Source organism: Halomonas sp. LES1 (genome assembly GCF_031846005.1).
Lineage (GTDB): Bacteria > Pseudomonadota > Gammaproteobacteria > Pseudomonadales > Halomonadaceae > Halomonas.
Map to the genome: position 1 here is coordinate 747038 of NZ_JAVRGC010000001.1, position 26113 is coordinate 773150.

General features: G+C 63.1%; 32 protein-coding genes and 2 tRNA genes. 22 read left to right on the forward strand and 12 right to left on the reverse strand.

Going from position 1 to position 26113, the window contains the following annotated elements:
* Nucleotide 1: 1 nt before the first annotated feature.
* The 3 genes from sdhA to sdhC are packed head-to-tail and all read right to left on the reverse strand — an operon-like array spanning nt 2 to nt 2496.
* On the reverse strand, nt 2-1774 hold the full coding sequence (gene sdhA / locus RM463_RS03575; protein ID WP_195687012.1) for a succinate dehydrogenase flavoprotein subunit: 1773 nt from the start codon (nt 1772-1774) through the stop codon (nt 2-4).
* Between the two features lie 3 nt (nt 1775-1777).
* Nucleotides 1778-2125, reverse strand: coding sequence for a succinate dehydrogenase, hydrophobic membrane anchor protein (gene sdhD / locus RM463_RS03580; RefSeq protein WP_195687013.1), 348 nt, complete (start codon nt 2123-2125; stop codon nt 1778-1780).
* Complete coding sequence (gene sdhC, locus RM463_RS03585) at nt 2119-2496, reverse strand: succinate dehydrogenase, cytochrome b556 subunit (protein ID WP_195687014.1); 378 nt, start codon at nt 2494-2496, stop codon at nt 2119-2121. Before sdhC ends, sdhD begins: the two co-directional genes overlap by 7 nt.
* A 450-nt stretch (nt 2497-2946) precedes the next feature.
* On the opposite strand from sdhC, the gene gltA reads away from it, so the two are divergent.
* Entirely contained in the window at nt 2947-4230 is a 1284-nt protein-coding gene (gene gltA, locus RM463_RS03590) for a citrate synthase (RefSeq protein WP_195687015.1), read from the forward strand.
* Nucleotides 4231-4338: 108 nt separating this feature from the next.
* On the forward strand, nt 4339-5229 hold the full coding sequence (locus tag RM463_RS03595; RefSeq protein WP_311428999.1) for an NAD(P)-dependent oxidoreductase: 891 nt from the start codon (nt 4339-4341) through the stop codon (nt 5227-5229).
* A gap of 391 nt (nt 5230-5620) precedes the next feature.
* On the opposite strand, the gene RM463_RS03600 is transcribed toward RM463_RS03595, so the two are convergent.
* The 3 genes from RM463_RS03600 to gltX form a co-directional block, all read right to left on the reverse strand.
* Nucleotides 5621-5696 (reverse strand) — tRNA-Glu (locus RM463_RS03600).
* Between the two features lie 23 nt (nt 5697-5719).
* Nucleotides 5720-5795, reverse strand: a tRNA-Ala gene (locus tag RM463_RS03605).
* Nucleotides 5796-5979: 184 nt separating this feature from the next.
* Nucleotides 5980-7458 (reverse strand): glutamate--tRNA ligase, encoded by a 1479-nt coding sequence (gene gltX / locus RM463_RS03610; protein ID WP_311429000.1) that lies wholly within the window; start codon nt 7456-7458, stop codon nt 5980-5982.
* Between the two features lie 144 nt (nt 7459-7602).
* Between gltX and RM463_RS03615 the strand changes: the two genes are divergently transcribed.
* The gene (locus RM463_RS03615) at nt 7603-8343 is read left to right on the forward strand and encodes an SDR family NAD(P)-dependent oxidoreductase (protein WP_311429001.1); all 741 of its coding nucleotides are present in this window, start codon (nt 7603-7605) and stop codon (nt 8341-8343) included.
* Between the two features lie 12 nt (nt 8344-8355).
* On the opposite strand, the gene RM463_RS03620 is transcribed toward RM463_RS03615, so the two are convergent.
* Nucleotides 8356-8970 (reverse strand): hypothetical protein, encoded by a 615-nt coding sequence (locus tag RM463_RS03620; protein ID WP_311429002.1) that lies wholly within the window; start codon nt 8968-8970, stop codon nt 8356-8358.
* A gap of 254 nt (nt 8971-9224) precedes the next feature.
* Here RM463_RS03620 and RM463_RS03625 point away from each other — a divergent pair, with 254 nt between their 5' ends.
* The 3 genes from RM463_RS03625 (at nt 9225) to RM463_RS03635 (ending at nt 10717) form a co-directional block, all read left to right on the forward strand.
* On the forward strand, nt 9225-9779 hold the full coding sequence (locus tag RM463_RS03625; RefSeq protein WP_311429003.1) for a contractile injection system protein, VgrG/Pvc8 family: 555 nt from the start codon (nt 9225-9227) through the stop codon (nt 9777-9779).
* A gap of 129 nt (nt 9780-9908) precedes the next feature.
* Nucleotides 9909-10178, forward strand: coding sequence for a hypothetical protein (locus tag RM463_RS03630; RefSeq protein WP_311429004.1), 270 nt, complete (start codon nt 9909-9911; stop codon nt 10176-10178).
* Nucleotides 10179-10204: 26 nt separating this feature from the next.
* A complete protein-coding gene (locus RM463_RS03635) occupies nt 10205-10717 on the forward strand; it encodes a hypothetical protein (RefSeq protein ID WP_311429005.1) in 513 nt (170 codons plus the stop codon).
* A gap of 198 nt (nt 10718-10915) precedes the next feature.
* Here the strand turns inward: RM463_RS03635 and RM463_RS03640 are convergent, their stop codons facing one another.
* Together RM463_RS03640 and RM463_RS17495 are read right to left on the reverse strand one after the other, a co-directional pair.
* Complete coding sequence (locus RM463_RS03640; protein WP_311429006.1) at nt 10916-11977, reverse strand: ParA family protein; 1062 nt, start codon at nt 11975-11977, stop codon at nt 10916-10918.
* A gap of 153 nt (nt 11978-12130) precedes the next feature.
* Nucleotides 12131-12286 (reverse strand): helix-turn-helix transcriptional regulator, encoded by a 156-nt coding sequence (locus RM463_RS17495; RefSeq protein WP_409229140.1) that lies wholly within the window; start codon nt 12284-12286, stop codon nt 12131-12133.
* Nucleotides 12287-12451: 165 nt separating this feature from the next.
* Between RM463_RS17495 and RM463_RS17500 the strand changes: the two genes are divergently transcribed.
* Nucleotides 12452-12688: a hypothetical protein gene (locus RM463_RS17500; protein ID WP_409229138.1), complete on the forward strand. Its 237-nt coding sequence runs from the start codon at nt 12452-12454 to the stop codon at nt 12686-12688.
* Between the two features lie 163 nt (nt 12689-12851).
* Here the strand turns inward: RM463_RS17500 and RM463_RS03650 are convergent, their stop codons facing one another.
* The 3 genes from RM463_RS03650 to RM463_RS03660 form a co-directional block, all read right to left on the reverse strand.
* Nucleotides 12852-13076 carry a hypothetical protein gene (locus RM463_RS03650; protein ID WP_311429008.1) on the reverse strand — a complete coding sequence of 75 codons (225 nt, stop codon included), beginning with the start codon at nt 13074-13076 and terminating at the stop codon, nt 12852-12854.
* A 1220-nt stretch (nt 13077-14296) separates the two neighbouring features.
* Complete coding sequence (locus RM463_RS03655; RefSeq protein ID WP_311429009.1) at nt 14297-15382, reverse strand: phage portal protein; 1086 nt, start codon at nt 15380-15382, stop codon at nt 14297-14299.
* Nucleotides 15379-17163 (reverse strand): terminase large subunit domain-containing protein, encoded by a 1785-nt coding sequence (locus RM463_RS03660; RefSeq protein ID WP_311429010.1) that lies wholly within the window; start codon nt 17161-17163, stop codon nt 15379-15381. Before RM463_RS03660 ends, RM463_RS03655 begins: the two co-directional genes overlap by 4 nt.
* Before the next feature lie 127 nt (nt 17164-17290).
* Between RM463_RS03660 and RM463_RS03665 the strand changes: the two genes are divergently transcribed.
* The 15 genes from RM463_RS03665 to RM463_RS03735 all read left to right on the forward strand — a co-directional run bounded on the left by RM463_RS03665 (nt 17291) and on the right by RM463_RS03735 (nt 26108).
* Complete coding sequence (locus RM463_RS03665) at nt 17291-18130, forward strand: GPO family capsid scaffolding protein (RefSeq protein ID WP_311429011.1); 840 nt, start codon at nt 17291-17293, stop codon at nt 18128-18130.
* A 15-nt stretch (nt 18131-18145) separates the two neighbouring features.
* Nucleotides 18146-19162, forward strand: a complete 1017-nt coding sequence (locus RM463_RS03670) for a phage major capsid protein, P2 family (protein ID WP_311429012.1) — start codon at nt 18146-18148, stop codon at nt 19160-19162.
* Nucleotides 19163-19174: 12 nt separating this feature from the next.
* A complete protein-coding gene (gpM, locus tag RM463_RS03675; protein WP_311429013.1) occupies nt 19175-19885 on the forward strand; it encodes a phage terminase small subunit in 711 nt (236 codons plus the stop codon).
* Between the two features lie 104 nt (nt 19886-19989).
* Nucleotides 19990-20460: a head completion/stabilization protein gene (locus tag RM463_RS03680; protein WP_311429014.1), complete on the forward strand. Its 471-nt coding sequence runs from the start codon at nt 19990-19992 to the stop codon at nt 20458-20460.
* Nucleotides 20460-20672 (forward strand): tail protein X, encoded by a 213-nt coding sequence (locus RM463_RS03685; protein ID WP_311429015.1) that lies wholly within the window; start codon nt 20460-20462, stop codon nt 20670-20672. The genes RM463_RS03680 and RM463_RS03685 overlap by 1 nt, the downstream gene beginning before the upstream one ends.
* Before the next feature lie 79 nt (nt 20673-20751).
* A complete protein-coding gene (locus RM463_RS03690) occupies nt 20752-21096 on the forward strand; it encodes a putative holin (RefSeq protein ID WP_124804023.1) in 345 nt (114 codons plus the stop codon).
* Nucleotides 21093-21365, forward strand: a complete 273-nt coding sequence (locus RM463_RS03695; RefSeq protein WP_311429016.1) for a phage holin family protein — start codon at nt 21093-21095, stop codon at nt 21363-21365. The genes RM463_RS03690 and RM463_RS03695 overlap by 4 nt, the downstream gene beginning before the upstream one ends.
* Complete coding sequence (locus RM463_RS03700; protein ID WP_311429017.1) at nt 21365-22168, forward strand: N-acetylmuramidase family protein; 804 nt, start codon at nt 21365-21367, stop codon at nt 22166-22168. The genes RM463_RS03695 and RM463_RS03700 overlap by 1 nt, the downstream gene beginning before the upstream one ends.
* On the forward strand, nt 22165-22536 hold the full coding sequence (locus RM463_RS03705; protein ID WP_311429018.1) for a hypothetical protein: 372 nt from the start codon (nt 22165-22167) through the stop codon (nt 22534-22536). The genes RM463_RS03700 and RM463_RS03705 overlap by 4 nt, the downstream gene beginning before the upstream one ends.
* Nucleotides 22537-22656: 120 nt before the next feature.
* Nucleotides 22657-23145, forward strand: coding sequence for a phage tail protein (locus RM463_RS03710; RefSeq protein WP_311429019.1), 489 nt, complete (start codon nt 22657-22659; stop codon nt 23143-23145).
* On the forward strand, nt 23138-23596 hold the full coding sequence (locus RM463_RS03715; RefSeq protein WP_311429020.1) for a phage virion morphogenesis protein: 459 nt from the start codon (nt 23138-23140) through the stop codon (nt 23594-23596). Before RM463_RS03710 ends, RM463_RS03715 begins: the two co-directional genes overlap by 8 nt.
* A 62-nt stretch (nt 23597-23658) precedes the next feature.
* A complete protein-coding gene (locus RM463_RS03720; RefSeq protein ID WP_311429021.1) occupies nt 23659-24210 on the forward strand; it encodes a phage baseplate assembly protein V in 552 nt (183 codons plus the stop codon).
* Nucleotides 24210-24572, forward strand: coding sequence for a GPW/gp25 family protein (locus RM463_RS03725; protein WP_311429022.1), 363 nt, complete (start codon nt 24210-24212; stop codon nt 24570-24572). The genes RM463_RS03720 and RM463_RS03725 overlap by 1 nt, the downstream gene beginning before the upstream one ends.
* Nucleotides 24572-25492: a baseplate J/gp47 family protein gene (locus tag RM463_RS03730; protein ID WP_311429023.1), complete on the forward strand. Its 921-nt coding sequence runs from the start codon at nt 24572-24574 to the stop codon at nt 25490-25492. Before RM463_RS03725 ends, RM463_RS03730 begins: the two co-directional genes overlap by 1 nt.
* Nucleotides 25485-26108, forward strand: a complete 624-nt coding sequence (locus RM463_RS03735; protein WP_311429024.1) for a phage tail protein I — start codon at nt 25485-25487, stop codon at nt 26106-26108. Before RM463_RS03730 ends, RM463_RS03735 begins: the two co-directional genes overlap by 8 nt.
* The last annotated feature ends 5 nt before the right edge of the window (nt 26109-26113 follow it).

The following is a 26113-nucleotide window of genomic DNA, read 5'->3' on the forward strand; positions in this document are numbered from 1 at the left end:
ATTAGTAGGTACGGACTTTCGGCTCGAAGGTGTCGACGGTCTTCGGCGCGAAGTTGACGTCGCGCTTGCCAATCGTCTTGTCGGCCGGGAAGTAGAGCGAGTGCTTCAGCCAGTTGACATCGTCACGGTCCGGGTAGTCGTAGCGGGAGTGCGCGCCACGGCTCTCCTTGCGCTCCAGTGCCGCGATGGCGGTCGCCTCGGCGACTTCCATCAGGTTGTCGAGCTCGAGGGCCTCGACACGAGCGGTGTTGAAGGCGTTGGACTTGTCGGGCAGGTAGGCGTTGTCGATACGCCCACGCAGCTCGGCCAGCTGCTTGACGCCCTTCTGCATGTTCTCCTCTTCGCGGAATACGCCGAAGGAGTTCTGCATGATGGCCTGCAGCTCACGCTTGAGCTCCGGCACGGTCTCGCCGCTCTCGGACTCGTTCCAGCGGGTGATGCGCTTCATCGCCGTCTCGATATCGGACTCGGAGGCATCGAGGTAGTCGATACCCTCGTTGAGCGCCCCTTCGATGAACATGCCGGCGGCACGACCGAACACCACCAGGTCGAGCAGCGAGTTGCCGCCCAGGCGGTTGGCACCATGGACCGACACACAGGCCACTTCGCCGCAGGCGAACAGGCCGTTGACGATCTGGTCCTTGCCATCCTCACCGCGCATGATGGCCTGGCCATGCACGTTGGTCGGCACGCCCCCCATCATGTAGTGACAGGTCGGCACCACCGGGATCGGCTCCTTGGCCGGATCCACGTGGGCAAAGGTCTTGGAGAGCTCGACGATGCCGGGCAGACGCTTGCCGAGGACCTCCTCGCCCAGGTGATCCAGCTTGAGATAGACGTGATCGCCGTTCTCGCCGCAGCCACGCCCCTCGAGGATCTCCATGACCATGGAGCGGGCCACCACGTCGCGGCCGGCCAGGTCCTTGGCGTTGGGAGCGTAACGCTCCATGAAGCGCTCGCCATCCTTGTTGACCAGGTAGCCACCCTCACCGCGGCAGCCTTCGGTCACCAGGGTGCCCGCACCGTAGATACCGGTCGGGTGGAACTGCCACATCTCCATGTCCTGCATCGGGAAGCCGGCCCGCAGCGCCATGCCGACACCGTCACCGGTATTGATCAGGGCATTGGTGGTAGAGGCGTAGATACGACCGGAACCGCCGGTCGCCAGGACGGTGGCCTTGGACTTGACGTGCACCACTTCGCCGGTCTCGATATCCATGGCGATGCAGCCCACCACGTCGCCATTGGCATTCTTGACCAGATCGACGGCGTACCACTCGTTGAGGAAGGTGGTATTGTTCTTCAGGTTGTTCTGATAAAGCGTATGCAGCAGTGCGTGCCCGGTACGGTCGGCCGCGGCACAGGTACGCGCGGCCTGGCCGCCGGCGCCGAAGTCCTTGGACTGACCACCGAAGGGACGCTGATAGATGCGACCATTGTCGAAACGCGAGAACGGCAGCCCCATGTGCTCGAGCTCGAAGACGGCCTTGGGGCCCTCGGAGCACATGTACTCGGCGGCGTCCTGGTCGGCGATATAGTCGCCGCCCTTGACGGTGTCATACATGTGCCAGCGCCAGTCGTCGTCGGGGTCGGCGGAAGCGATGGCACAGGTGATGCCGCCCTGGGCGGACACGGTGTGCGAGCGCGTCGGGAAGACCTTGGAGAGCACCGCGGTCTTCTTGCCGGACTTGGCCAGCTCGAGGGCGGCTCGCAGGCCGGCACCACCGCCACCGATGATGATCGCGTCGAAGGACAGGCTACGCATGTTGGACATGAATCAAGCTCCCCACAGAATCTGAATGCCCCAGACCAGGAAGGCGAAGATGGCCAGGATGACAAGAAGTTGAACGGTCAGGCGAATGGCGGTCGACTTGAGGTAGTCGGTCGTCACGGTCCACAGCCCCACCCAGGCGTGGCCAGCCAGAGAGATGAAGGCCAGCAGCGAGAAGATGCGCATCCAGGTCTGGGCGAACAGGCCGCTCCAGGTCAGGTAGTCGAGATCCGGGTTGAACAGCAGATAGAGAACGATGAAGAGCGTATAGGCCGCCAGGATAACGGCGGAGACCCGCTGGATCAGCCAGTCGGAGAGGCCACTGCGGCCAAGGTTCGTGATGTTGGTTACCATACCCAGACTCCCGCCAGAATGATCAGTACGGCGCTAGCCACCACGGTGATCTGCGCCTTCTTGTGGCCGCCCTCGAGGGTCACACCGATATCCATATCCATCAGCAGGTGCTTGATGCCGGCCACGAAGTGAAAGGCCAGGGCCGACAGCAGGCCCCAGGCGATCAGCTTGGCCAGGAAGTTGCCGGCCAGCGCATCGCTTACCGCGGCAAAGCCTGCCGGCGATGAGAGCGACTCACTCAGTGCCCAGAAGGCAAAGATGGTACCGATGAAGAGGATGACGCCGGTGATGCGGTGAGCGATCGACGTCAGGGCGGGTAGCGGAAACTGTATCGTGGACAGATCCAGATTTACGGGTCGTTTGCTATTCACGGCTCTCTACACACTCTCTATGGCCCACACGGAAAGCTTCGGGTGGCTCCGGGCGGGCGGTGGTTTCGGGAAGGCATCGGCCGTTGCCGGGGGGGCGGCAAGACCGGCTGTACCTGCCAGTCGCGCGGGGTGGATTATAGGGGCCCGTCCGCCCCATGACAAACCGGGAGCTCCCTGACTAGACCATGGTGCAAAGCCTGCCGCCCTCCCTTTCGTTCAGGCTTTATTGCACCATTGGCACCCCGCAGCCCATTATGGTGCTACGCATCAATTCCTCGACAATCCCTGGACATGAGCAGGACCCTCGCACATGCGGCAGCGCACCATTGACCAATTGACAATCGCTGGGACGCTTCTATAGTGGGCAAACCTTTTTCGCCGGCTCCCCCAGCGAAGATGTCGAAGAATGAATGACTTATCGCCCTAAACGAACTCGAGAGGAGGCCTTCCATGGCTGACAGGAAAGCGACGCTGACGGTTGACGGCCTGGACAAGACGATCGAACTGCCCGTCTATTCGGGTTCTCTAGGCCCCGACGTGATCGATGTCCGCGGACTCGGCGCCGAGGGTCTGTTCACCTATGACCCCGGCTTCATGGCCACCTCCTCGTGCCAGTCTGCCATTACCTATATCGATGGCGGCAAGGGTGTGCTGCTGCACCGTGGCTACCCGATCGACCAGCTGGCCAAGCAGTCCAACTTCGTCGAGCTGTGCTATCTGCTGCTGTTCGGGGAGCTGCCCGATGACGCCAAGTACGCGGACTTCGAGTCCCGCGTGCGCAACCACACCATGGTCCACGACCAGATCATCAATTTCTTCAAGGGCTTCCGCCGCGACGCCCATCCGATGTCGATCCTCTGCGGCGTGGTGGGTGGCCTGGCCGCCTTCTATCATGACCATATGGACATCAACGTCGAGCAGGATCGCACCATCAGCGCCATCCGCCTGATCGCCAAGATGCCGACCATCGCGGCAATGTCCTACAAGTACAACGTCGGCCAGCCGTTCAACTACCCGCGCAACGATCTGAACTATGCAGAGAACTTCCTCTACATGATGTTCAGCACCCCGTGCGAGGACTACAAGATCAACCCGGTCTATGCGCGCGCCATGGACCGCATCTTCATGCTTCACGCCGATCACGAGCAGAACGCCTCCACCTCCACGGTGCGCCTGGCGGGCTCCACCGGCGCCAACCCCTTCGCCTGCATCAGCGCCGGTATCGCCGCGCTGTGGGGACCGGCCCACGGTGGCGCCAACGAGGCCGTGCTGAAGATGCTCGACGAGATCGGCGACGACTCCGAGGAGAACATCCAGCGCTTCATCGACAAGGCCAAGGACAAGGATGACCCCTTCAAGCTGATGGGCTTCGGCCACCGCGTCTATCGCAACTTCGACCCGCGCGCCAAGGTCATGAAGGAGACCTGCGACGAGGTTCTGGCGGAGCTCGGCATCGACGACCCCCAGCTGAAGATCGCCAAGCGTCTGGAGCAGATCGCCCTGGAGGACGAATACTTCGTCGAGCGTCAGCTCTACCCCAATGTCGACTTCTACTCCGGCATCATCCTCAAGGCGATGGGCATCCCCACCAACATGTTCACGGTGATCTTCGCGGTTTCCCGGACCATCGGCTGGATCTCCCACTGGAACGAGATGCTCAGCGACAGCTACAAGATCGGTCGCCCCCGCCAGCTCTACACCGGCCACGACCAGCGCGACTACCCCGGCAAGTAAGCCCGGTTACGCGCGCCCCGTCGCCGCACACGTTATGCTGCAGAAAGCCGCCTTCGGGCGGCTTTCTGCATCCTGTCAGCGTTCGACCACCCATATGAAGAGAGAGCCATGAGCAACACGATCTCGACAGTCGCCTTTATCGGCCTGGGCGTCATGGGCTACCCCATGGCCGGCCACCTGGCCCGTGCCGGCCTCGACGTGCGCGCCTACAACCGCACCCCGGCCAAGGCCGAGGCCTGGAGCGAGGAGTACGGCGGCAGCCACCACGCCACCCCCCGCGACGCCGCCAGCGGAGCCGACCTGGTGCTGGTCTGCGTCGGCAACGATGATGATGTCCGCCAGGTCACCCGGGGTGAGGATGGCGCCCTTCACGGCATGGCCCCAGGCAGCCTGCTGGTGGACCACACCACCGCTTCCGCCGACCTCGCCGAGGAACTCGACGCCGCCTGCCGAGAACGGGGTATCGGCTTTATCGACGCCCCGGTCTCCGGCGGCCAGCAGGGCGCCGAGAACGGCGCCCTGACCATCATGTGCGGCGGCGACGAAACCGACTTCACTCGCGTCGAGCCACTGCTCGACCACTACGGCCGCGCGGTGACGCTGATGGGGCCTGCCGGCAGCGGCCAGCTGACCAAGATGGTCAACCAGATCTGCATTGCCGGCCTGGTCCAGGGACTCGCGGAGGGACTGCATTTCGCCGAGCAGGCCGGCCTCGACCGTCAACGCGTGGTGGACGTCATCGCCAAGGGCGCGGCCGGCTCATGGCAGATGGAAAACCGCCACGCCACCATGATCGCCGATGAGTACGAGCACGGCTTCGCCGTGGACTGGATGCGCAAGGATCTCGGTATCTGTCTGGAGCAGGCACGTCGGCTACAGGCTCGCCTGCCGGTAACCGCCCTGGTCGACCAGTTCTACGCCGACCTACAGGTGCTGGGCGGCGGTCGCTGGGACACCTCCTCCCTGCTGCGCCGTCTGCGCGCCATGAAGCTCGATTGACCCCTCCGCGGCGGCCCGTCATGGCCGCCGCAACCCCCCTTTCCCCACCGCCCTGACGTTTTCCACACTTTCTGTGGATAACCCTGTTCAAAACCCTTCCGAAAGGTCGCACAATCGCCATGGGAAGCGGCCTGGGCTCAGATTGATCATTTTTTGACCTGATTTAACTTATTGTTTTACAAGACTTTTTAGACAGATATCGGCGCCACGGGCATTCCCGGCCGGCTGTGCACAGCCAGCCGGCCGGAACGCCGCAAAGTGGACAAGTCAAGTGAAAATCGTCGCGGAATCGCGATCGATGGCAGGCAATCTCGAGGAGTGATCGCCGCCGGGGATAGACATCGGAGAACAAGAAAGGGCATCCAGCAGGATGCCCTTTCTCGAAGGAAGGTGGCGTCCCATAGGGGGTTCGAACCCCTGTTCCCGCCGTGAAAGGGCGGTGTCCTAGGCCACTAGACGAATGGGACGTTATCTTCACGCATGGCACGGTTGGTGGAGCCTAGCGGGATCGAACCGCTGACCTCAACACTGCCAGTGTTGCGCTCTCCCAGCTGAGCTAAGGCCCCGTGTGCCGTGAAGACGAGACGTATATTACTGATTCCCCTCCCCTTCGTCAACCCCTTTTATGCCTTGCTCTAGTAACTCAAACCGTAAGCCAGGATGACGCCGCCGGAATAGCCGGTGGCGTCGATTTTCTTCAAACTTAGCGCTTACGGCGCCGGGCGAAGCCCGGTTCAGCTCCCCAGGGGGTTACAGCTCTCTGTATTCCTTCTCGAAGCGCTTGGCCTGCTTCTTGGAGACGCCCCCCAGCACCGCGATGGCGTGACGCAGACGCGCCCGGGTCATGTCGGAGCCCAGTATCGCCATGGCGTCCATGACCGAGGTGCTGGCACTCGAGCCCGTGATGGCAATGAAGACCGGCGCCAGCAGGTCCTTCATCTTCATCTCGAAGTGTGCTGAGAGCGTCTTCACCTCGCCAAGCAGCGCCTCCTTGTTCCAGGCTGGCAGGACCTCGAAGCGCCACACCAGGAACTGCAGCAGCTTGACCAGGTCCTCGCGGCCCAGCTTGACGGCGTCGAAGCTGGTCTCGCTGATCGCCGGCACACCGGAGAAGAAGTGGCCGGCCAGGGGGGCGACCTCGGAAAATGTTTCGACCCGCGGGCGCACCTGGGGCAGGATCTCCTTCACGTACTGCTCGTTGAAGGCCCACTCCATCAGCGCCTTGAGGAACCCCTCGTCGTCGAGATCCTCACGAATATAGAGGCCGTTGAGCCAGGTCAGCTTCTCCAGGTCAAAGACCGGCCCGCCCAGCGAGACCCGCTGGATATCGAAGTGGGCCATCATCTCATCGAGGCTGAACTTCTCACGCTCGTCGGGCATCGACCAGCCCATGCGGCCCAGGTAGTTGGTCACCGCCTGAGGCAGATAGCCCATGCGCCGATAGTAGTTGATCGATGTCGGATTCTTGCGCTTGGAGAGCTTCGACTTGTCCGGATTGCGCAGCAACGGCATATGGCAAAGCTCCGGCATCTCCCAGCCGAAGTACTCGTAGAGCAGCTGATGCTTGGGCGCCGAGTTGATCCACTCCTCACCCCGAAGCACATGGGTGATGCCCATCAGGTGGTCGTCGACCACGTTGGCCAGGTGGTAGGTGGGCATGCCGTCGGACTTGAGCAGAATCTGGGCATCGACCTGGGCCCAGTCGACCTCGATGGTGCCGCGCAGCATGTCCTGAATGATGCAGGTGCCGGTCGCCGGCACCTGCATGCGCACGACATGGGGCCAGCCCTCGTTCTCCCGACGCGCTTGCTCGTCGGCGGGCAGGGCGAGATCGGCGGGCTTGAGCGCCAGGTGCATGCCGGCGGCCTTGCGCGACTCACGCAGCTCATCGAGCTCCTCGCTGGTGCGGTAGCACTTGAAGGCATGACCCGACTCGATCAGCTGGCGGGCGTGCTCGGCATAGATATCACCACGCTCGCTCTGACGGTAGGGCCCATGGGGGCCTCCCACATCGGGCCCCTCATCCCACTCGACGCCCAGCCAGCGCAACGAGTCGAGGATCATCTGCTCAGACTCTGCGGTGGAGCGCACGCGATCGGTGTCCTCGATGCGCAGGATGAACTGTCCACCGTGCTGGCGAGCGAAGCAGAGATTGAACAGGGCGATATAGGCGGTGCCGACGTGAGGATCGCCGGTCGGTGACGGCGCGATACGCGTGCGTACGGTCATGTCGTTGCGGTGTCCCGGATCCGAGGGTGGGTGGATGAGTGAGTGCTCGCATTATACGCACCTGCCGACGCCTCGGCAGCCGTGGCCCGGGAATCATCGGCGGGATCAGGGGTCCATGTCTGGCAACCCGACGAGGAGCCCCCCATGCTGCCCACCCTTCCCCCAGGTTTCACTGCCCTGGTCACCGGCGCCTCCGGTGGCATCGGCGGCGCGCTGGTCGAGGCGCTGCTGGCAGACCCACGCCCGGGGCGGGTGATCGCCGTCGGCCGCTGCCCGCCCGCCATGGATGACCCTCGCCATGAGGCGCTGGCCACCGACCTCACTCGTGAAGAGGGCTACCAGGCACTGACGGAGCGGATGGGGGAAGCACCACTGCATCTGCTGTTCAATGCCATCGGCACCCTGCACGATGCCAATCTGGGGATCCACCCGGAAAAGAAGCTGGATGATCTGGACCCCACGAGCCTGACGCATCTGTTTCACGTCAACGCTGTGGCACCCTCCCTTCTGCTCCAGGCCCTGCAGCCCAACCTGAAGGGGAAGCACACCGCGCTGGTGGCAAGCCTCTCGGCGCGGGTAGGCTCCATCGGCGACAACCGGCTGGGTGGCTGGTACGCCTACCGTGCCAGCAAGGCGGCCCACAATATGCTGATGCGGACCGCCGCCATCGAGCTCAAGCGCCTGAACCCAGAACTGGCGGTAGTCTGCCTGCACCCCGGCACCACCGACACCGGCCTCTCGCGCCCCTTCCAGGCCCGGGTGCCCGCCGAGCAGTTGCTGTCTCCGAGCTTCGTTGCCTCACGCCTGCTGACGGTACTTGGCGAGTGCGGCCCGGAGTCCAGCGGCAGTTTTCTCGACTGGGCAGGCAAGCCCGTCCCCTGGTAACGACCGACGGGGCTACTCGACCCGGATCACCTCTACCTGATCGTGGGTGCGCCGTGTCTCGCTTCCCACCAGGAAACGCTGGCGATAGCGGGCCACCTGCCCCAGGCCATGCCGCGACTGCTGAACCAGAGGCCCGCTGAGATGCTCATTCTCCTCACCCAGGCGTTCACGCACCGAACGCGGCTGGACGCTGCCCTCCTGAACATCGACCGTAACGCGGTAGCCACCATCCGGCAGCCCACTGCCGGGGCCGAAGGGGCCTGCCACAAAGCCCCCCTCCGCCACCGACACACGCTCCCGCCAGCGCACCCCGCTGAGCTCGCGCTCCACGATCACCTGCAGGCGGGTCGCCTGGGGCAGGTTGGTCTCGCCCTCCACCGTCAGGCGCCGGTCGCTTTCCAGTCGGGAGCTCAACTCGAACGTCACCGGCTCATCGAAGGGCGGCACCTCGGGCGCCTCCTCGGTAGAGGCCGGCTCACGGCTCTCGGTGGCCACGCTCATCTCATCGTCCGTCGTCCTGTCGGCGGCCGCCTCGGTAGACTCCGGCGGCGACGTCTCCTCGCCGCCACAGCCGGCCAACATGACCGCCAGCACCAACGGGATTGCCGCGTATAGCGCCCTTGTCATCCACTATTCTCCAGACAGCATCATCAGCCTTCAGGCTACCACCGCTCGGGGTCTGCGTCGTCTGATCGAACTGCCTCACCACCTCAGCGGTCGCCCGCCTGGCGGGATCCTACGCATGCCCGACGCCACCGCCAGCCGCTACCGCCACCCAGGCTACCGCATTACCTTGGGCAGCACCGACATCACCCCGCGCGTGAACGGCCGGCTACTGTTCACCCAGGCGGGCCAGGCGCAGAACAGCCAGCGGCCTGGCCATGCCCTGCGTCACCCTGGCGCGCCGCGACGGCGACCATCACCGCTACAGCACCACCAACCGCGACGCCTACACGGGTGTGAAGGCCTTCTGGAACGACACCAACGGCGCCGAGCGCCAGAGCGTGCTCGCCGGCAGCGACGACAACGCCAAGCAGCTGCGTCCCACCCACGCCAGCGAGGCCGACGCCCTGGACGCCGCCCGGGCCGAATGGCGCCGCATCCAGCGCGGCCTGGCCGAGTTCGAGCTGACGATGGCCCACGGCCGAGCCGACGTGCTGCCCGAGTCACCGCTGAGGGTCAGCGGCTTCAAGCCCCAGACTGACGCCACGCCCTGGCTGGTCACCGAGGTGGAGCACTCCCTGGGCGACAGCGGCTTTGGCACACGGGTGCAGTGTGAGGTGAAGGGGCCGCCCCGAGCCCTATCCCGAGACGCCAGTGACGCTGAACGGCTGGAAACGCGAGATCGACGCCACCGCGTGGCTGATCACCGAGGTCAGCCAGGATCTCAGCGAAGCTTCTCACGCCTCATCACTCACTCTTTTCAGAAAAAATAGTAAAAACAAAAGCTTAATTGTTACTCCTGTGCTAGCTCGATAGCAGCACCTAGGCATACATTGCCTTACACAACCCCCATGGCTAATATAGGCGTGGTAATGTCACGCATCTGAGCAAGGATCGTTAGCGTGTGGGATTTTTTGAAAAAAGGGCTAGATAGCGGGCAGATAATAACGTGCGTTCTAGCCATTATTTTTATTACATGGTTTATTAAGATACCAGACAAAACCGTCGGAGAAATAACTCTAGACGCTTGGAACAAAAGTTTTGGAAACGACCAAGTTTTTTATGGTACTGGTTGGGGCTTTGCTTTCATCTTTCTTATCCTGTGGATCAGAGCAATACAGAAAATTGGGAAAAATGCAAAACTCGCCAGAGCTGAAATGAATATCAGCTAAACAATGCGAGAACAAGGAGTACCAAAATGATATACTTTGCTACTTTTATAATCGCTGTCTGCGTAATACACTTGCTTCATGCTTTTTTCCTGAAGCCGGCTCTCAGTGAAATAATAAAGCTTGAAGCTGCCAATAAAATAAAACTTGCTGAAAGCACCCAAAACATATCTGAAGAAAACAGCGAATACCTCAAAAAATTAACAGATATATTGAGGTTCATCATCAATGAGAATGACGAGATAACTTTCGTCAACTATATCTCAGCGCTTGCAAAAATGGAGCGAGATGAGAACCGTGAGAGGGGTGAAAACGCTGCCCCCCCGAAAAACATTTGCCCTGAAGTCAAGGAAATAAGAAATAGTACCATAAGACTTTTTCACGAAAGCATGGCGAATAACTCACTAATGCTTGTGCTTTATCTTTCGCCAGTCTGCCTAATCAGCATGACGGCCTCAAAAATTAACTCAATTATTAAGCGTGGAAGTTCTGAAAACCATGTCATAGAACTATATGACAAACATAAAAACCACCATGCTTAAAAATTCGAAAAAGCTGGCTAATGCCGGCTTTTTTAATCATCCATACCGCCCCGCTGAAGTGCCCGGCGCCACGTTGTAGCGCGGCACCAGCTCTCCCGGTTCCAGCGGCAGGCGCAGAGCCTGGGAGAGCTTGGGGTATGGGCTATAGAGAGTGAAGCGGCCGCACACTCGTCGATGCCTCATCATGAATAAAGAACATCAGCTGATTGACTGAACTACTTCATCAAGGGCTTCTACACACTCATCAATCCTGTCTCTATTCACCTTAATATCATGACCATACATCGGATAGTAGCCTTGCCTCAGCGATGAAACCTTCATACCTAAGTGGGCTGAAACCACACCTGCAGTATTAAAGTCTCTAAGCGGAACAGAGTATTTTTCTTTAAAATCGCCAACACTTTCAACTTCATCTTCCCTTGCAGTGAAATATTGCGGATGATGCTGATAAGCCGTATACAAAGCAGTTGCTGTAGCATCAGAAAGAGCTTCAAAAGCAGAAGCAGCACCTACATACTGAGTCAAACGATTACCCACAATAACGTGAATTTTTGGAACTTCCATGTTTCTTTCATGAGCCCGATTAGCAAACGTCCAAGAGCCATAAATTGGATGAGGGGGGTATTGCCCATGAAGCAATATAAACATAGCATTTGCCGCGACCCTTGAAGAGTCATCAGCATTCACAGGAGTAATCAGTCTGTTTGCAGCTGAAATTGCTAACTCTGTGAAAATCGAAAAACTTGGATTGGTATCAATAAACACCATCCATTCTTCATCACCGTCTGTTACATTTTCGATCAGTTTCTTAAAAACAAGATGCACCCATTCCCAAGGGTCCATTCCTGTCAAAGTCAACTTAGGCGCTGACGCTGCCCCACTGATAGCTGGAGCCATTGGCTCAAGATTACCATCACCGCACATCAGATATAAGTTTTCATCAAGATTTTCATTGTAGTCTGAAACATTAACCATATAATCACGATAGTCAGGAAGGGGTGCACCCATACCCCCTGCCAGCACCTCACTCAAGTAACCCACTACAGTTCTAGGTGTTCCTTGACTACAAAAGTCAAGAACGTGACCTTCACCCTGAACGCCTCCGCCCAGCAACATCATGCTTGAATTAGACTGAGGACAAAGGTCAACAACTAATACTCTCTTATCCGGATTTTCTTCTGCATAGCGCGTAGCCAGATGAAAAGTAATTGTACTTTTACCAACTCCGCCCTTATTATTCCAGACAGCGTAACGATTCAAACAAGTCACATTTCCTCCAATTACCCGGTCAACCCCTGCGAGAAACAAAAAACTTAATTCTATTATTTAAACTAGGAAACCCGTCCAATCCGAATCTCACATCGCCCGAGGATCTCCACGTCCTTCATATCCTGCGGCTTGATCAATTCCTTCTCATAGCGCGGGTTGTCGCTGATCAGCAGCCAGGCGCCGCACCCGCTTGATGCGCCGCTCGCCGTGTACGAGCAGCAGGAACATCCCTTCCGGGTGCGGGTCGCGGCTGCTGCGGTCCACCAGCACCCAGTCACCATCGGCCAGCGTGCCGTCCATCGAGTCGCCGCGAACCTTCACCCCGACCACCTGGGCCGGATCGAGCCCCTGGGCGGCGAGCTACTCGGTGGGGAAGTACAGCGTGGACTCCACCTCCTCCCGCTCGAGCGAACGGTCATCGCCGGCCGCGGCCTGCGCGTCGAGCTCGCCAAGTGCTCGCCTTACATGCGCCAGTGGCTGCTGGAGTACTCCTCGCCCAACGTCGGCGGGGTCAACAACCCGCTGGCCGACCTTGAGGCGCTCGAGGAGCGCACCCTGGCCGATGCCACGGCCCGGCTGTCCTGCGGGCTGATCGCCGCTCGCCGGGACGACGATGCCATCGAGGACGCACTCGCCAACCTGCGCGGCCAGCTGGAGGAGCATTTCCTCCAGCGCAAGTACGCCGCACTCTACGAGCGCTGATGCCCCATCCAGAACAGCGCAGAACTGTCTTTCACTCCATTAAGGAAGCCTAACCGATGAGCCATCCCGAAGCCATCGTTCCCCCACCGTGAGCCGGGCGCCGAAAGGCTGTAATCGCCCAGTGATGACCCACCTCACGGAAACCGAGCGGCCGCGGCCGTTTTCAGATGATCCCCAGCCAGGTGATGTCCTGATTGATCGTCGATGGCTTGATGCCGCTGTCGCGTCGGATGACGGCATGTCCGATGATCTGCTCGCTGGTCAGCTCACTGATCTGCACCCGGGCGATCGGGAAGCGCAGCAGCTGCTGGATGGTGGCTCGCTTCGAGCGGCCGGCGTCCTGAGCGAACTCGTGGATGTAGCGCTCGATGGCGTCGTCCAGGGTCACCCCCTTCCACTTCGCCGAGAGAACCCCGCCGGGGCTGTTCAGCTCGAGCTCGGCGCTTAGCCCACTCCTCCGCCATCGCCTTGCGTGGGAACGTCCTGGATTCCGAGTGGTCTGGTTGCCCACGGCGGGCGATGCGGACCTGAGCCAGGTATGAGAAACTGCCGTCCTTTCGCCGACGCTTCCTGATCGTCGCCACGCGAACCTCCTCGATGTACCAAATTGCCAACGCCCCGTGTGCCAAATCTGTACCAACACATGGCGCAAAACAGGACAAAACCACTGTAAATATGAACAGTCATGAATGATATGGCAAATGCCACAACCGGCATGAATACTGGCACCGCGCGCCCTGCGCTGGATAGGACGTTCTCCGTCGCGCCGATGATGGATGGGACAACAAAGCCCTGAACCACGGGCCTTATCAGCCAACTGGTACACTTCTGGTACACAGACCCACTTTTCAACGGAGCCGGCGCGATCCGGCTTTGTCATGTCCGTATGGCTGTATCGCTGCTTTGCTGATATCTCCTCGAATGCTCGATTCTGCGGACGAGTGCGAAGTGTGCTGATAGAGCGTGACGTGACGCGCGTGCACGCATCATAGGCGGAGGGATTCTCAGAATCCGTGGGGGGCTCGGAAAAAGGTAACAAAGGTAATGGGTTTCCAAAAAATGGCTTAAACCGATGATTTAAAAGCAATTCGAACGGGTGTCCAAAAGGTAACAAAAAGGTGATGAAAAGGTGATGCGTTACCTTTTTAAGAGGTGATATCTTCAATTTCAACAATCCATAAAAATCAGATAGTTACCAGAGCGTTACCTTTTGCGTTACCTTTTGCGACCTTTTTACGGTTACAAGATTTTTTATGAAAAACAGCAAGATAAGCGCCGAAGAGATACCCCGTGACCGATGTTACCTTTTTCCGAGCACCCCCCACTCCCTCTGAGGAGGCCCATACCCGCTGCCCCTCCATCTAGTTGATTTCGCATGATTCCGAATGAAAACCATCCCCCCACCCTTCGTGAGGAAGCCCAGTGCCTGGGCGGGCTGCACCGTGACGCATGGGTGCATAGAAAACGACAGGTTTAGCGCGCAGGCGGGGCGGGGTGTCGACGGCGCGCCAGGGGGCGCGATGGGGCCAGGGGGTGTCTGGGGTGATGGAGTACAGGCGAAAAAAAGCCGCCCGGGTGGGCGGCGAGGTGGCGGCTTGCCGTGAGTTGTCAGCGGGCAGGATCGAGCGGCGCCGCGCCGCCGGCATCCAATGAGTAGGGGCGGAACTTAACGACCTCCTCGCCCAGGTAGTCGTTGATCTCGCTGAGGGTGGCTTGCAACGGCTCGAGCTCGTTGGCGACGAAGACCCTCGCCGCCTTCTCGATATCGCCGAAGCCGCCGGTGTTGTTGGGGATGATGCCCATCAGCTGCGGCGGGATCCGGTGGCCGGCGAGCTGATCGTCGCGGGTGATGTTCTTGATCGAGGCGAAGTCATCCTTGGCCGCGACCTCGCTGATGGGGATGATCTGGATGCCGTCTTTCTTGCCGTTGGGGCTGTAGAGGAAGAGGTTGCGGAAGTTGCCGACGCCCTTGCTCTCTTTCAGGGCACTGCGCATGGCGTCGATGTCCTCCTGGTTCTGGGCCGCGTCCGAGACGTACATGATGAAGCCGGCATGGCTGCCGTTCAGGTAGTACTTACGCCGGAATAGCGTGGCGTTCTCGTTGAGGTAGATCGACTGCAGCGCGCCCAGGTAGTCCGGCACCCCATAGACCTCCTGGTTGATGTCCGGCTCGAGCAGGTGGATCAAGCTGCCCCGGGCGAACTCGCTGCGATCGGCCCAGTTGGGGACCCAGAAGTAGCGGTCGAGATCGGCCCCGCGACGCACGTACTTGGCCCGGGCCGGGCGCAGCTGCAGCAGCTTGCCGAGGCGCCCGCGGATCTGCTCGAGGTAGCAGTTGCCGAACACCAGATAGTCGGTGGCCAGCGCGCTGAAGGCCTGCCGGCTCAGCAGCGGGTGCGGCACGAAGGAGCGCACCAGGATGTTGCGCTTCACCTGGATGGCACTGCCGTGATGTGCGGTGGAGCGATAGGTCTGGGCCAGCGCCGGGAAGTCCACCGGCGGCTCATACCACTCGCTGCCCAGCATCCAGCACCCGGTGTAGAAGAAGTCGTAGCCATCGGTCACCGGTACCGGATCGCCGAAACTGAAGGCCTCGGCCCTCGCCGGCGTCGGAACCTGGTCGCCACCGCCACCGCCGTCGGCGCGGTAGGCCGGCACCCGCACCCGGGGCTTCTCTGCAAGCGGCTCGCTCATCCAAACATCTCCATCATTGATCGTCCGGTGCCGTGCTCCGCCGGCCCGTCCAGGGGTTCGTTGTGCAGGGCATGCATGGTCGCCCAGGCCAGATCGGCATGGCCGGTCAGGTTGTTGCGCCCTGCGGTGTAGGTGATCTGGCGGCCCGATGCGGTGAGTCCGCGCCGGATCGCCATGAACGACTGGGCGAGATCCGCCCAGCCGGCGTCGAATTCGAGCCGCCCCTTGTTGATGATCTGCTGGGCCTGCATCACCAGGCGGGCCTTGATCTCGGGGGTGTAGCGGTAGCGGGTGACCGTGGGAAAGAACTTGGCGACCAGCTGGGCCACGGCCTCGCCGAGACCCGAAGTGTCGATGCCGATAAAGGTCACGTTGTAGCGGCGAGTCACGCCGCGGATGAACTCGGCCTGGGCCTCGTAGTCGCTGCCCTTGATGCGGTGCTTCTCGAGGATCCGGTGCTTGCCGTTCATCGAGCGCGGCGGTGCTACTACCACCAGCCCGGCACCATCCCCATCCTCGCCGTCGCCGGCGGGGTCATAGCCAACCCACACCGGATGCTCGCCATAGGGCCGCGGGGCCAGCGGTTTGATATCCCGCCACACGTCCCAGCTATCGACCATGCAGCGCTGCATCATCGCCAGCGGGAAGGCCGACTGGGTGTCGTCGACGAACTCGCACATCAACAGGTTCGCGAACTCGTCATCGCTGTACTCGAGGCGCAGCTGGTCGATGTCGAACAGGTCGCAGCCGCCGGCGATGGCGTCCTCGATGGTGACGATCTGGCGCCACTGGCCATCCGGCCCGCGGGCGCCGTCCTTGAGCGCCGCATGGCCGACATCGATCTTTACCCGGTCGGCCTTCTTGCGCCGCTTGTTGAAGCGCTCGCCGGTCCAGAACGGATAGGCCTCATGGGCCACGCTCGACGGCGTCGAGAAGTAGGTCTGGCGCCACTTCTTGTGCATCGCCATCCCGCTGGTCACCTTGCGGAACGTCTCGAAGCCGTGGATCCAGAAGTACTCATCCAGGTAGGTGTCGCCGTGGTAGCCCTGGGCCGTCTTGGCGTTGGTCCCCAGGAAGTGCAGCTCGGCGCCATTGGCGAGGATGATCGGGTCGCCCTTCAGCTCGACGCCTGTAACTTCCTTCACGAACTGCACGATGTAGTGCTTGAAGATATGGGCCTGGGCCTTACTCGCCGACATGAAGATCTTGTTCTTGCCGGTCTCCAGGGCATCGGCGATCGCCTCCCGGGCGAAGTACCAGGTCGCGCCGATCTGGCGCGACTTCAGCAGGTTGCGGATCCGCTCATGCTGGCCGGCCCGGTACCAGGTGCGCTGGTAGTCGAATAGCGAGGCCTCGAAGGCCTCGACGATCTGGATCACGCCCTCGTCGCCGACGTCGTTGGTCTTGGGCTTGCGCTTCGGCCCGGCGTTGCGCCGGTCGATGTTGGGATTGAGGTCGCTCTCCTTCCCGCTGCCCTGGTACTTGTGCACCCGGGCCAGCCGCTCGACCTGCCGCCCTAGCAGGTCAATCTCCTTGAAGTCCTTGCCCTCCTTCTGGTCCTTCCAGATCAGCTGGACCAGACGCGCCTCGAGCGCGCCCTCGATCCGCTGGGTGGGAGTGGCGTCGTCCCAGGCATCGCGCTTCTTCCAGCTGTCGATGGTGGCCCGGGGCACGTCCAGGAACTCGGCGATACGCGCGATGCGCCACCCCGTCCAGTACAGGTGCCGGGCGGAGAGGCGTGAAGCGTCGAGGATGTCCAGGTCGGGCGTCGGTGTCGTCATGCCGCCCAGCGTACCCGCGCGCGCGACGGCGCCCTCGCGGGGCTCGGTGTAAGTCGGCCCAGCGACACCGGCAACGCGTTGAGCCCTAAGCCCTCTGCGCGGAACCTGACGGCAGCACCGAGAGCCCATGAACCGAGGACACCCCATGCCCTTCTTCCGCGTCGCCACCGAAGGCGCCACCACCGATGGCCGGATCATCTCGCGCGACTGGATCACGCAGATGGCCGGCAACTATGACCCCAAGAAATACGGCGCCCGTGTGTGGATGGAGCACATGCGCGGCATGTTCCATGACGGCCCCTTCCCCGCCCTTGGCGATGTGAAAGCGGTCAAGGCCGAGGAAGTCGAGGACGGCAAGCTGGGCCTGTTCGCGGACATCGACCCCACCGACAAGCTCAAGCAGATCAACGGCGAGCGACAGAAGGTCTACACCAGCATCGAGGTCGACCCGGACTTCGCCGGCACGGGAGAGGCCTACTTCGTCGGCCTGGCCGTCACCGACAGCCCCGCCAGCCTGGGCACCGAGATGCTCCAGTTCTCCGCCCAGCAGGGCCAGGCGTCACCGCTGGCCGCGCGCAAGCAGAAGATTGACAACCTCTTCACCGCCGCCGTCGAGACCGAGCTGGATTTCTCAGATCCGGCGCCTGAGCCCGAGAAAGGGCCCAGCCTGACCGAGCGCGTCACCGCCCTGTTCAAGAAGCACGACGCCAAGTCCAAGGCCGGATTCGACGCCTTCAGCAAGGATCTGGAACAGACCCTCGAGCTGTTCGTGAAGCGCCACGCCGCGCTGGAGGCCGACCTCGAAAAGCGCCCCACCGCCGAGGCCTTCAATGAACTGAAGACCGCCCATGGCGAACTGCAGCGCCGCTTCAACGAGCTCTACACCCGGCTCGACAACGAACCCTCCACCCAACATCACCGCTCCCGCGCCACCGGCAACGACGGCGGCATCGTCACCGACTGCTAAGGAACCGACCCGCTCATGCGCAACGATACCCGCATCCTCTTCAACCAGTTCGCCTCCCAGGTGGCGAAGCTCAACGGCGTGCCGGAAGCCACCCAGAAATTCGCCGTCGACCCCAGCGTCCAGCAGCGCCTGGAGAAGCGCATCCAGGAGTCCAGCGACTTCCTGGGCCGCATCAACATGATCGGCGTCGACGAGCTGAAGGGGGAGAAGCTCGCCCTCGGCGTCTCCGGCCCGATCGCCGCGCGCACCGACGTCAGCCAGAAAGATCGCGAGACCCGCGACCTCTCGACGCTGGACGCCAACGGCTACGAGTGCCGCCTGACCGAGTTCGATACTCACCTCGGCTACGGCAAGCTCGACGCCTGGGCCAAGTTTCCCAACTTCCAGGCCCTGGTGCGCGATGCCATCGTCCGCCAGCAGGCCCTCGACCGGATCATGATCGGCTTCAACGGCACCTCCGCCGCCGCCCAGACCAATCCGGCCACCAACCCGATGCTGCAGGACGTCAACATCGGCTGGCTCCAGCACTACCGTACCAAGGCCCCTGCCCGAGTGCTCAAGGAAGGCGCCACCGCCGGCACCCTCAAGGTGGGCAAGGGCGGCGACTACGAGAACCTCGACGCCGTGGTCTACGACGCGGTCAACGAGCTGATCGATCCGTGGTTCCGCAACGCCACCGACCTGGTCGCGATCGTCGGGCGCAAGCTGATGGCCGACAAGTACTTCCCGCTGATCAACCAGACCCAGCCGCCCACCGAGCAGCAGGCCATGGACGTGATCATCAGCCAGAAGCGCATCGGCGGTCAGCAGGGCCTCCAGGTGCCGTTCTTCCCCGACAACGCCATCCTGATCACTACCCTGGATAACCTCTCGATCTACTGGCAGAACGGCGCCCGCCGCCGCTACGTCAGCGAGAACCCCAAGCGCAACCGCATCGAGAACTTCGAATCCTCGAACGACGCCTATGTGGTCGAGGACTTCGGCGCCGGCTGCCTGATCGAGAACATCGAGCTGGGCGACTTCAGCGTCTGATAAGGAGCCACGATGACCAGTCCCGCCCGCCGCCACTTCCAACGGGTCTCCGCCGCGCAAGCGGCGGGAGATGCCGGCGAGACCCCCATGCAGGGCCCCGCCTATGAGCTGATGCAGGCCGCCCTGTTCGAGGACTACCGCCGCCTCAAGTCGACCCAGTCGATGGAGCGCAAGGCCGAGATCAAGCGCGAGATCCTGCCCAAGTACGCCGACTACGTCGACGGCGTGCTCGAGGCCGGCCAGGGCGCCCAGGACGACGTGCTGATGCGAGTCATGCTGTGGCGCATCGATGCCGGAGATATCGCCGGCGCCGTGACCATTGCCCGTTACGCCCTCACCCACGATCTCAATCCGCCCGACCAGTTCGAGCGCTCCACCGCGGCGATCATCGCCGAGGAAGTCGCCGACCAGGGCTTGAAGCAGCTCGATGAGGAAGACGCCGATGTCTTGGCGCTGCTCAAGCAGCTGATCGACGCCGAGATCATGACCCGCCAGGCCGACATGCACGACCAGGTGCGCGCCAAGCTGTTCAAGGCTCTGGGCTATGCCCAGCGCGCCGCCGGCCAGCTGGTCGAGGCCCAATCCAGCCTGGAGCGCGCCCTGGCGCTGAACGACAAGGTTGGGGTGAAGAAGGATCTTGAACGCGTCGAGCGCCAGATTCAGCAAGAAAAAGCCAAGCAACAGAACGCCGGCGATCAGGGCTCTCCCCAGAACGGGGCCTGACGCTGCCACCGAGTCGCACGCCGACGTCAGGGGGCGCCGAGTGAGAGCAGGCCGATAGCAGACCCGCTCGCAACCCGGCCCACCCCCTTCAACCAGGAGTCCGGATGAACAGCTTCGTTTCGACCGCTACCACCAGCGCCCCCGCCGCGGAGCCGGTGCAGAACAACGGATTCTGGCCCGACATCGCGCCCGCCGACTTTCGCGATCGCCATCGGCTGGACGGCGCCATCACCGAGGCAAGGATCGAGGGTGCCCTGCTCGCGGCCATCGCCACCGTCAACCGCACCCTGCGCGAATGGCAGGCCCGCCAGGTCGACGCCGGCCACGCCAGCATCGATGAGGTGCCGATCCCCATCTGGCAAGCCCCAGGCGTCTACCAGGGACTCTATCAGCGGGCTGTCTACTCCATGGCCCACGCCAGCCTGATCGAACGCTACGCCGACTACGACACCACCAACAGCGGCCGTGAGCGTGCCGAGAGCCTGATGGATCCGGCGGACAGCTACCGTCGCGATGCCGTCTGGGCGATCGCCGAGATCGAAGGCCGGCCCCACAGCACCATCGAGCTGATCTGATGCCTCGCACGGTCTATGCCCAGCAGCACGACACCCTCGACGCCATCTGCCATCGCGTATTCGGTCGCACGGCAGGTGTCACCGAGCAGGTGCTTGAGCTCAACCACGGCATTGCCAACCTCGGCCCGACTCTGCCCCAGGGCACATCGGTGCAGCTGCCCGAGGCCACGCCACAGCCGCAGCGCTCCCCCACCGTGCAGCTGTGGGACTGAACCTATTAACGCGCCCGGCAAACGCCAAACCAGCGCGATAACCAGCGCCACAAGACGCGCGAAGTACGCAGAGGAACACATGGCAGAGCCCAGCACCGCCACCGCCGTCGCCACCGCCACCGGACTCGCCGCCCTGGTCGGCTGGTTGCCCGGCGTCGACGCCAATGCCGTCATCGGCGCCTTCTGCGGCGCCACGCTGTTCGTGATCAGCGCCAAGGACCTGCCGATCGTCGTGCGCCTGATCTACCTGCTGATCAGCCTGCTGATCGGCTACCTAGGAGGCCCGCCGGTGCTGGGCCAGTGGGTTCCGCACAGCGCGGTGTCGGCGTTCATCGCTAGCGCCACAGCGGTGACCGCGGGACTGCGCGCCATCGAAGGGGTCAAGACACTCGACATCAAGTCGCTACTGGGAGGCCGCAAGTGACCACCCCCACTCTCGTCACCCTGCTCTGTGCCCTGCTCATCTGCGTTCGGCTGCTGACCTTTCGCCGCCGCGGGGCCCGCTACCGGCTGGGCTATTCCTGCACCGCCTGGCTGCTGATCGCCGGCACCGGCACCGTGGCCATCCGCATCATCACCCAGAGCGGCTATCCCGCCGGCTGGGGCATCGCCCTGATCATGGCGGTGCTGGCCTGGCTGGTAGTGCGCGCCCGGGGCAACGTCGCTCACGTCATCAAGCTCAGGAGGCTGTGATGCTGCTACGCCATGGAGACACCGGCTACCGGGTCGAATCCCTGCAACGCGATCTGGTACGCGCCGGTCACAACCTCGCCATCGATGGCTGGTACGGCGACGAGACGGAAGCGGCAGTGCGTGCGTTCCAGCGTCAGCATGACCTGATCATCGATGGCCTCGCCGGCCCCAAGACCCGCGAGGCCCTGCACCGCGGCAAACCGGATCCCCTCGCCCTGCGCCAGATCGACCTGGTGCTGGCCGCCGAGTATCTGGGTGTCGAGCTCGCGGCGATCATGGCCGTCAACGAGGTCGAGTCGCGGGGCAGTGGCTTTCACCCCAGCGGCGAGCCGGTGATCCTCTTCGAGCGCCACATCATGCGCCGCCGGCTGATCCATCACGGCATCGACCCGGTGCCCTGGCAGCGCCGTCAGCCCGACATCGTCAACGACAAGCCCGGCGGCTACGTCGGCGGGATCCGCGAGCACCGGCGCCTGGACCGCGCCCACGCCATCCATCCGGCCAGCGCTTGGGAGTCCGCGTCCTGGGGTGCCTTTCAGATCATGGGCTTCCACTGGCAGGCGCTGGGCTACGAGAGTGCCGAAGCCTTCGTCATCGCGATGCAGCGCGACGAGGCCGCCCAGCTCGACGCCTTCGTGCGCTTCATCGCCGCCGACCGTGGGCTCCATGCCGCCCTGCGTCGCCGCGACTGGCGTGACTTCGCCCGGCGCTACAACGGGCCGGCCTTCGCGAAGAACGACTACGACACCAAGCTCGCCGCCGCCTACCGGCGCCACTCCCAGGATCTGGAGATCGCCGCATGACCCGGCTCCGCCTGCTCGCCGCCGTTCTGGTGCTAGCCACCACCGCCACCGCCGGCTGGCTGGCCCGGGGCTGGCTCGAGGACAGCCAGCGCCTCACCGCCGAGCGCGCCATCGAACAGGCTATCGCCGCCGCCATGGCTCGCGAGTCCGAGATCGCCGGTGCCGTCGAGGCCAGACTGGCCGAGCTCGAGGCCAATGAGCGCATCATCGACCGAGGGGTCATCCGTGAAATCGAGAAGCCCATTTATCGGCGCGTTTGCCTTGAGCCTCGGCTTGTCCGGCTGCTCAACGACGCCGCCGCCGGCCGCGCCCCCGCTTCAGCAGACGTTGCTGACGCCCTGCCCAACGACGCTGCCACCGCTGACTGACGGCACCGCCCGGGACGTGGCGTTGACACTGCGCGGCTGGGCCAGCCAGTACCACGGCTGCGCCACGCGTCATAACGGCCTGATCGAGGCCCTGGATCACCGCCAACGAGACGCTCGCCCATGAAGAAGCTGCACCTGCTGCGCAAGCACCTGATCGCCGCCGTTCCGGCCCTCGCCCGGGATCCCGACCGCCTGCTCACCTTCGTCGAGGAGGGCAGCATCGAGTTCCACCGCGGCCCCAACCTCTCCCACGAGTACGCCTTCGCCGCCCAGCTGGTCCTGACCGACTTCGCCGAGGATCTGGATACCGTCATGCTGCCGCTACTGCAGTGGCTCGCCAAATACCAACCGGACGTCGACCCCGGGGAGGCGCTCACCTTCGAGGCCGAGATCCTTAGCAACGACGCCGTCGACCTCGCCCTGCGCCTACGCCTCAGCGAGCGGGTGATCGCCCGGGTGGATTGCGATAGCGGTCGCATCGAGGCCGAGCACGTCACCCTGCGCTTCGAGCGCGATACCTGCCCCGCCGCCCAGTGGCAGCTTTATACCCGCGAGCCCGGCGAGGATGACTGGGCGCTGGCCAGCGCCTGGGAGGCTGATAATGGCTGACGACCTGCAGCAGCTGGCCGACTGGGCCGGGCCCTTATTGGCCCGGCTCGACGCCAAGGAACGGCGGGCCCTGGCCCGGTCCCTGGCGTGCGAGCTGCGCCGCGGCCAGCGCGAGCGCATCAAGGCCCAGCGCAATCCCGACGGTAGCGAATTCGTGCCTCGCCAGCCCCAGAAGTGGCGCGCCCGCCAGGGCGGCATCCGCCGCCGGGCGATGTTCGGCAAGCTGGCCACCGCCAAGTGGCTCAAGGCCACCGCCCAGGGCGATACCGCGGTGGTGGGCTTCTTCGGTAATGTGGCGCGCATCGCCAAGACTCACCAGTATGGCCTTCGCGATCAGGTCGACCGCAACGGCCCCACCATCGAGTACCCGCAACGCGAACTGCTCGGCTTCACCGAGGCGGACCGGACGCGGATCCGCGACGCCTTGATCAAGCACCTTGCCTCGGTGTAAGTCCCCGCAGTCACACCCGCTGCCGCTTCGCGCACTCCGCGCCGGCCCGCACGATAGCGGGCATGAATCTCGTCGAACTGCTGCGCCTCATACACAACCTGATCCGCCTGGGCACCATCGCCGAGGTGGATCATGCCCGTGCCCGGGTGCGCGTCCAGTCCGGGGAGCTGCTGACCAACTGGCTGCCCTGGATCGAGGCACGCGCCGGTGCCACCCGCGACTGGGACCCGCCCACCCAGGGCGAGCAGGTCGTGGTGTTCTCCCCCGGTGGTGACCCCGCCGCCGGCTTCGTGATCAGCGGGCTGTTCTCCGTCGCCCACCCGGCGCCGGCGGATAGTGCCGACCTGTGGCGGCGGCTGTTTCCCGACCAGGCGCTGTTCGAGTACGACCATGCAGCCAGCCGGCTGCGCATCAACCTGCCCGGCTCCATCGAGATCAGCGCCCCCGGCGGCACCGCCTGGGTCGGCGACATCAACCACCAGGGCGCCATGAGTCGCGAGGGAGCCTACGACCAGCAGGGCGGCAGCCTGACCCACAACGGCAAGAACGTCGGCCACGACCACGCCCACAAGGGCGTCGTCGCCGGCAACAGCAACACCAAGGGGCCCGTGTAATGCCTGGAATGAACGCCAGCAGCGGCCGTGCCATCGATGGCATCGCCCACATCCAACAGTCGGTGCGCGACATCCTGACCACGCCGATCGGCTCGCGGGTCATGCGCCGCGACTATGGCTCGCTGCTGCCCGAGCTGATCGACCAGCCGCTGCACGGGGCCACCGCCCTGCGCGCCTACTCGGCTACCGTCGTCGCGCTGATGAAGTGGGAGCCGCGGATCCGCGTGCAGCGCATCACCCGCCTGGCGCCCGCGGACCGCCCCGGCACCCTCGTCCTCGAGATGACCGCTCGGCTCAACGACACCGGTGAAGCCTTCGACCTAACCGTGCCGCTCGGCACTTCAACAGGGAGTAATGCGTGATGGCAGGTGGCTACACCGCAGTCGATCTTTCTCAGCTCCCCGCCCCCGTCGTCGTCGAGGGTCTGGACTACGAGACTGTTCTCGCTGAGCGCAAGGCCGCGCTTTTGGAATTGGTCAGTGTCGAGCAGCGTTCCGCCGTGGAGGCCGTGCTCGAACTGGAATCCGAGCCGCTGACCAAGCTGCTCGAGGAAAGCGCCTACCGCGAATTGCTTTTGAGGCAGCGGGTCAACGAGGCTGCCACGGCGGTGATGCTGGCCTACGCCCGTGACAGCGATCTCGACCAAATCGGAGCCAACTACCAAGTCGAACGCTTGGTCATCGACGAGGGCGATCCCGACGCCGTGCCACCGGTGTCACCCACCTTTGAAAGCGACGCCGACTTTCGCCGGCGGATCCAGCTCTCGCCGGAGGGCTATACCACCGCCGGCAGCAAGGGCAGCTATGAATTCCACGCCCTGGGCGCCGATGCCCAGGTCCGCGATGCCCAGGCGATTACCCCCGCCCCGGGGCAGGTCACCGTCTACGTGCTCTCCCGCGAAGCCAACGGCGCAGCGTCGCCCGAGCTGCAGGCCAGCGTCGCCGAAACGCTCAACGCCGAGCAGATCCGCCCGATGACCGACCAGGTGACCGTGCAGTCTGCCGCGATCACCGAGTACACGGTCGACGCCACGCTCACCGTGTTCAGCGGTCCCGACGCCATGCTGGTCCGCCAAGCGGCAATCGACGCCGTGACCACCTATGCGGTCGAGCAGCATCGCCTCGGCTACGACATTACTCTTTCGGGACTCTATGCCGCCCTGCATCAGGAGGGTGTGCAGAACGTCACCCTGGCGAGCCCGTCTGCCGACCTGGTGATCGGCGACGGCGAGGCCGCCTACTGCACCGACGTCACCGTGACCCTGGGAGGCACCGGTGTCTGAGCTGCTACCACCCAACGCCGCAGCCCTCGAGCGTGCCGTCGCCGAGGCCGCCGGCGAACTCGGCAGCGTGCCGGTGGTGGTGCGCGAGGTGTGGAATCCCGACACCTGTCCGCCCCAGGTACTGCCCTGGCTGGCCTGGGCCTTCTCGGTTGATGACTGGGACGAGGCCTGGAGCGATGCGCAGAAGCGCGACAGCATCCACGTGGCGATTGCCGTGCAGCGCCACAAGGGCACCATTGGCTCGGTCAAGGATGCCCTCGGGGCGCTAGGCATCGAGGCCCGCGTCCAGGAGTGGTTCAACCAGACCCCCGCCGGCGCGCCCTACACCTTCAAGCTTTGGCTGGAATCCAACCAGACCCCGGTTACCCAGACCGGCATTGCCCAGGTGCTCGAGATCGCCGAGCGCCTCAAGAGCCTACGTTCGCACCTCGACGAGATCCTGGTGCGTGCCACCAGCCAGTCACGCGTCACCGCAGCCAGCGGCGCCAATCTCGGCACAGAGATCACCGTCGGCTACCGCTACGCCGCCGTCGTGCTCAATGCCCAGGCCATCGTGCTCGCCAATGACCGCCCGGGTCCGATCCTCGCCAACGCCCACACCATCATCCTGGAGTAACACAA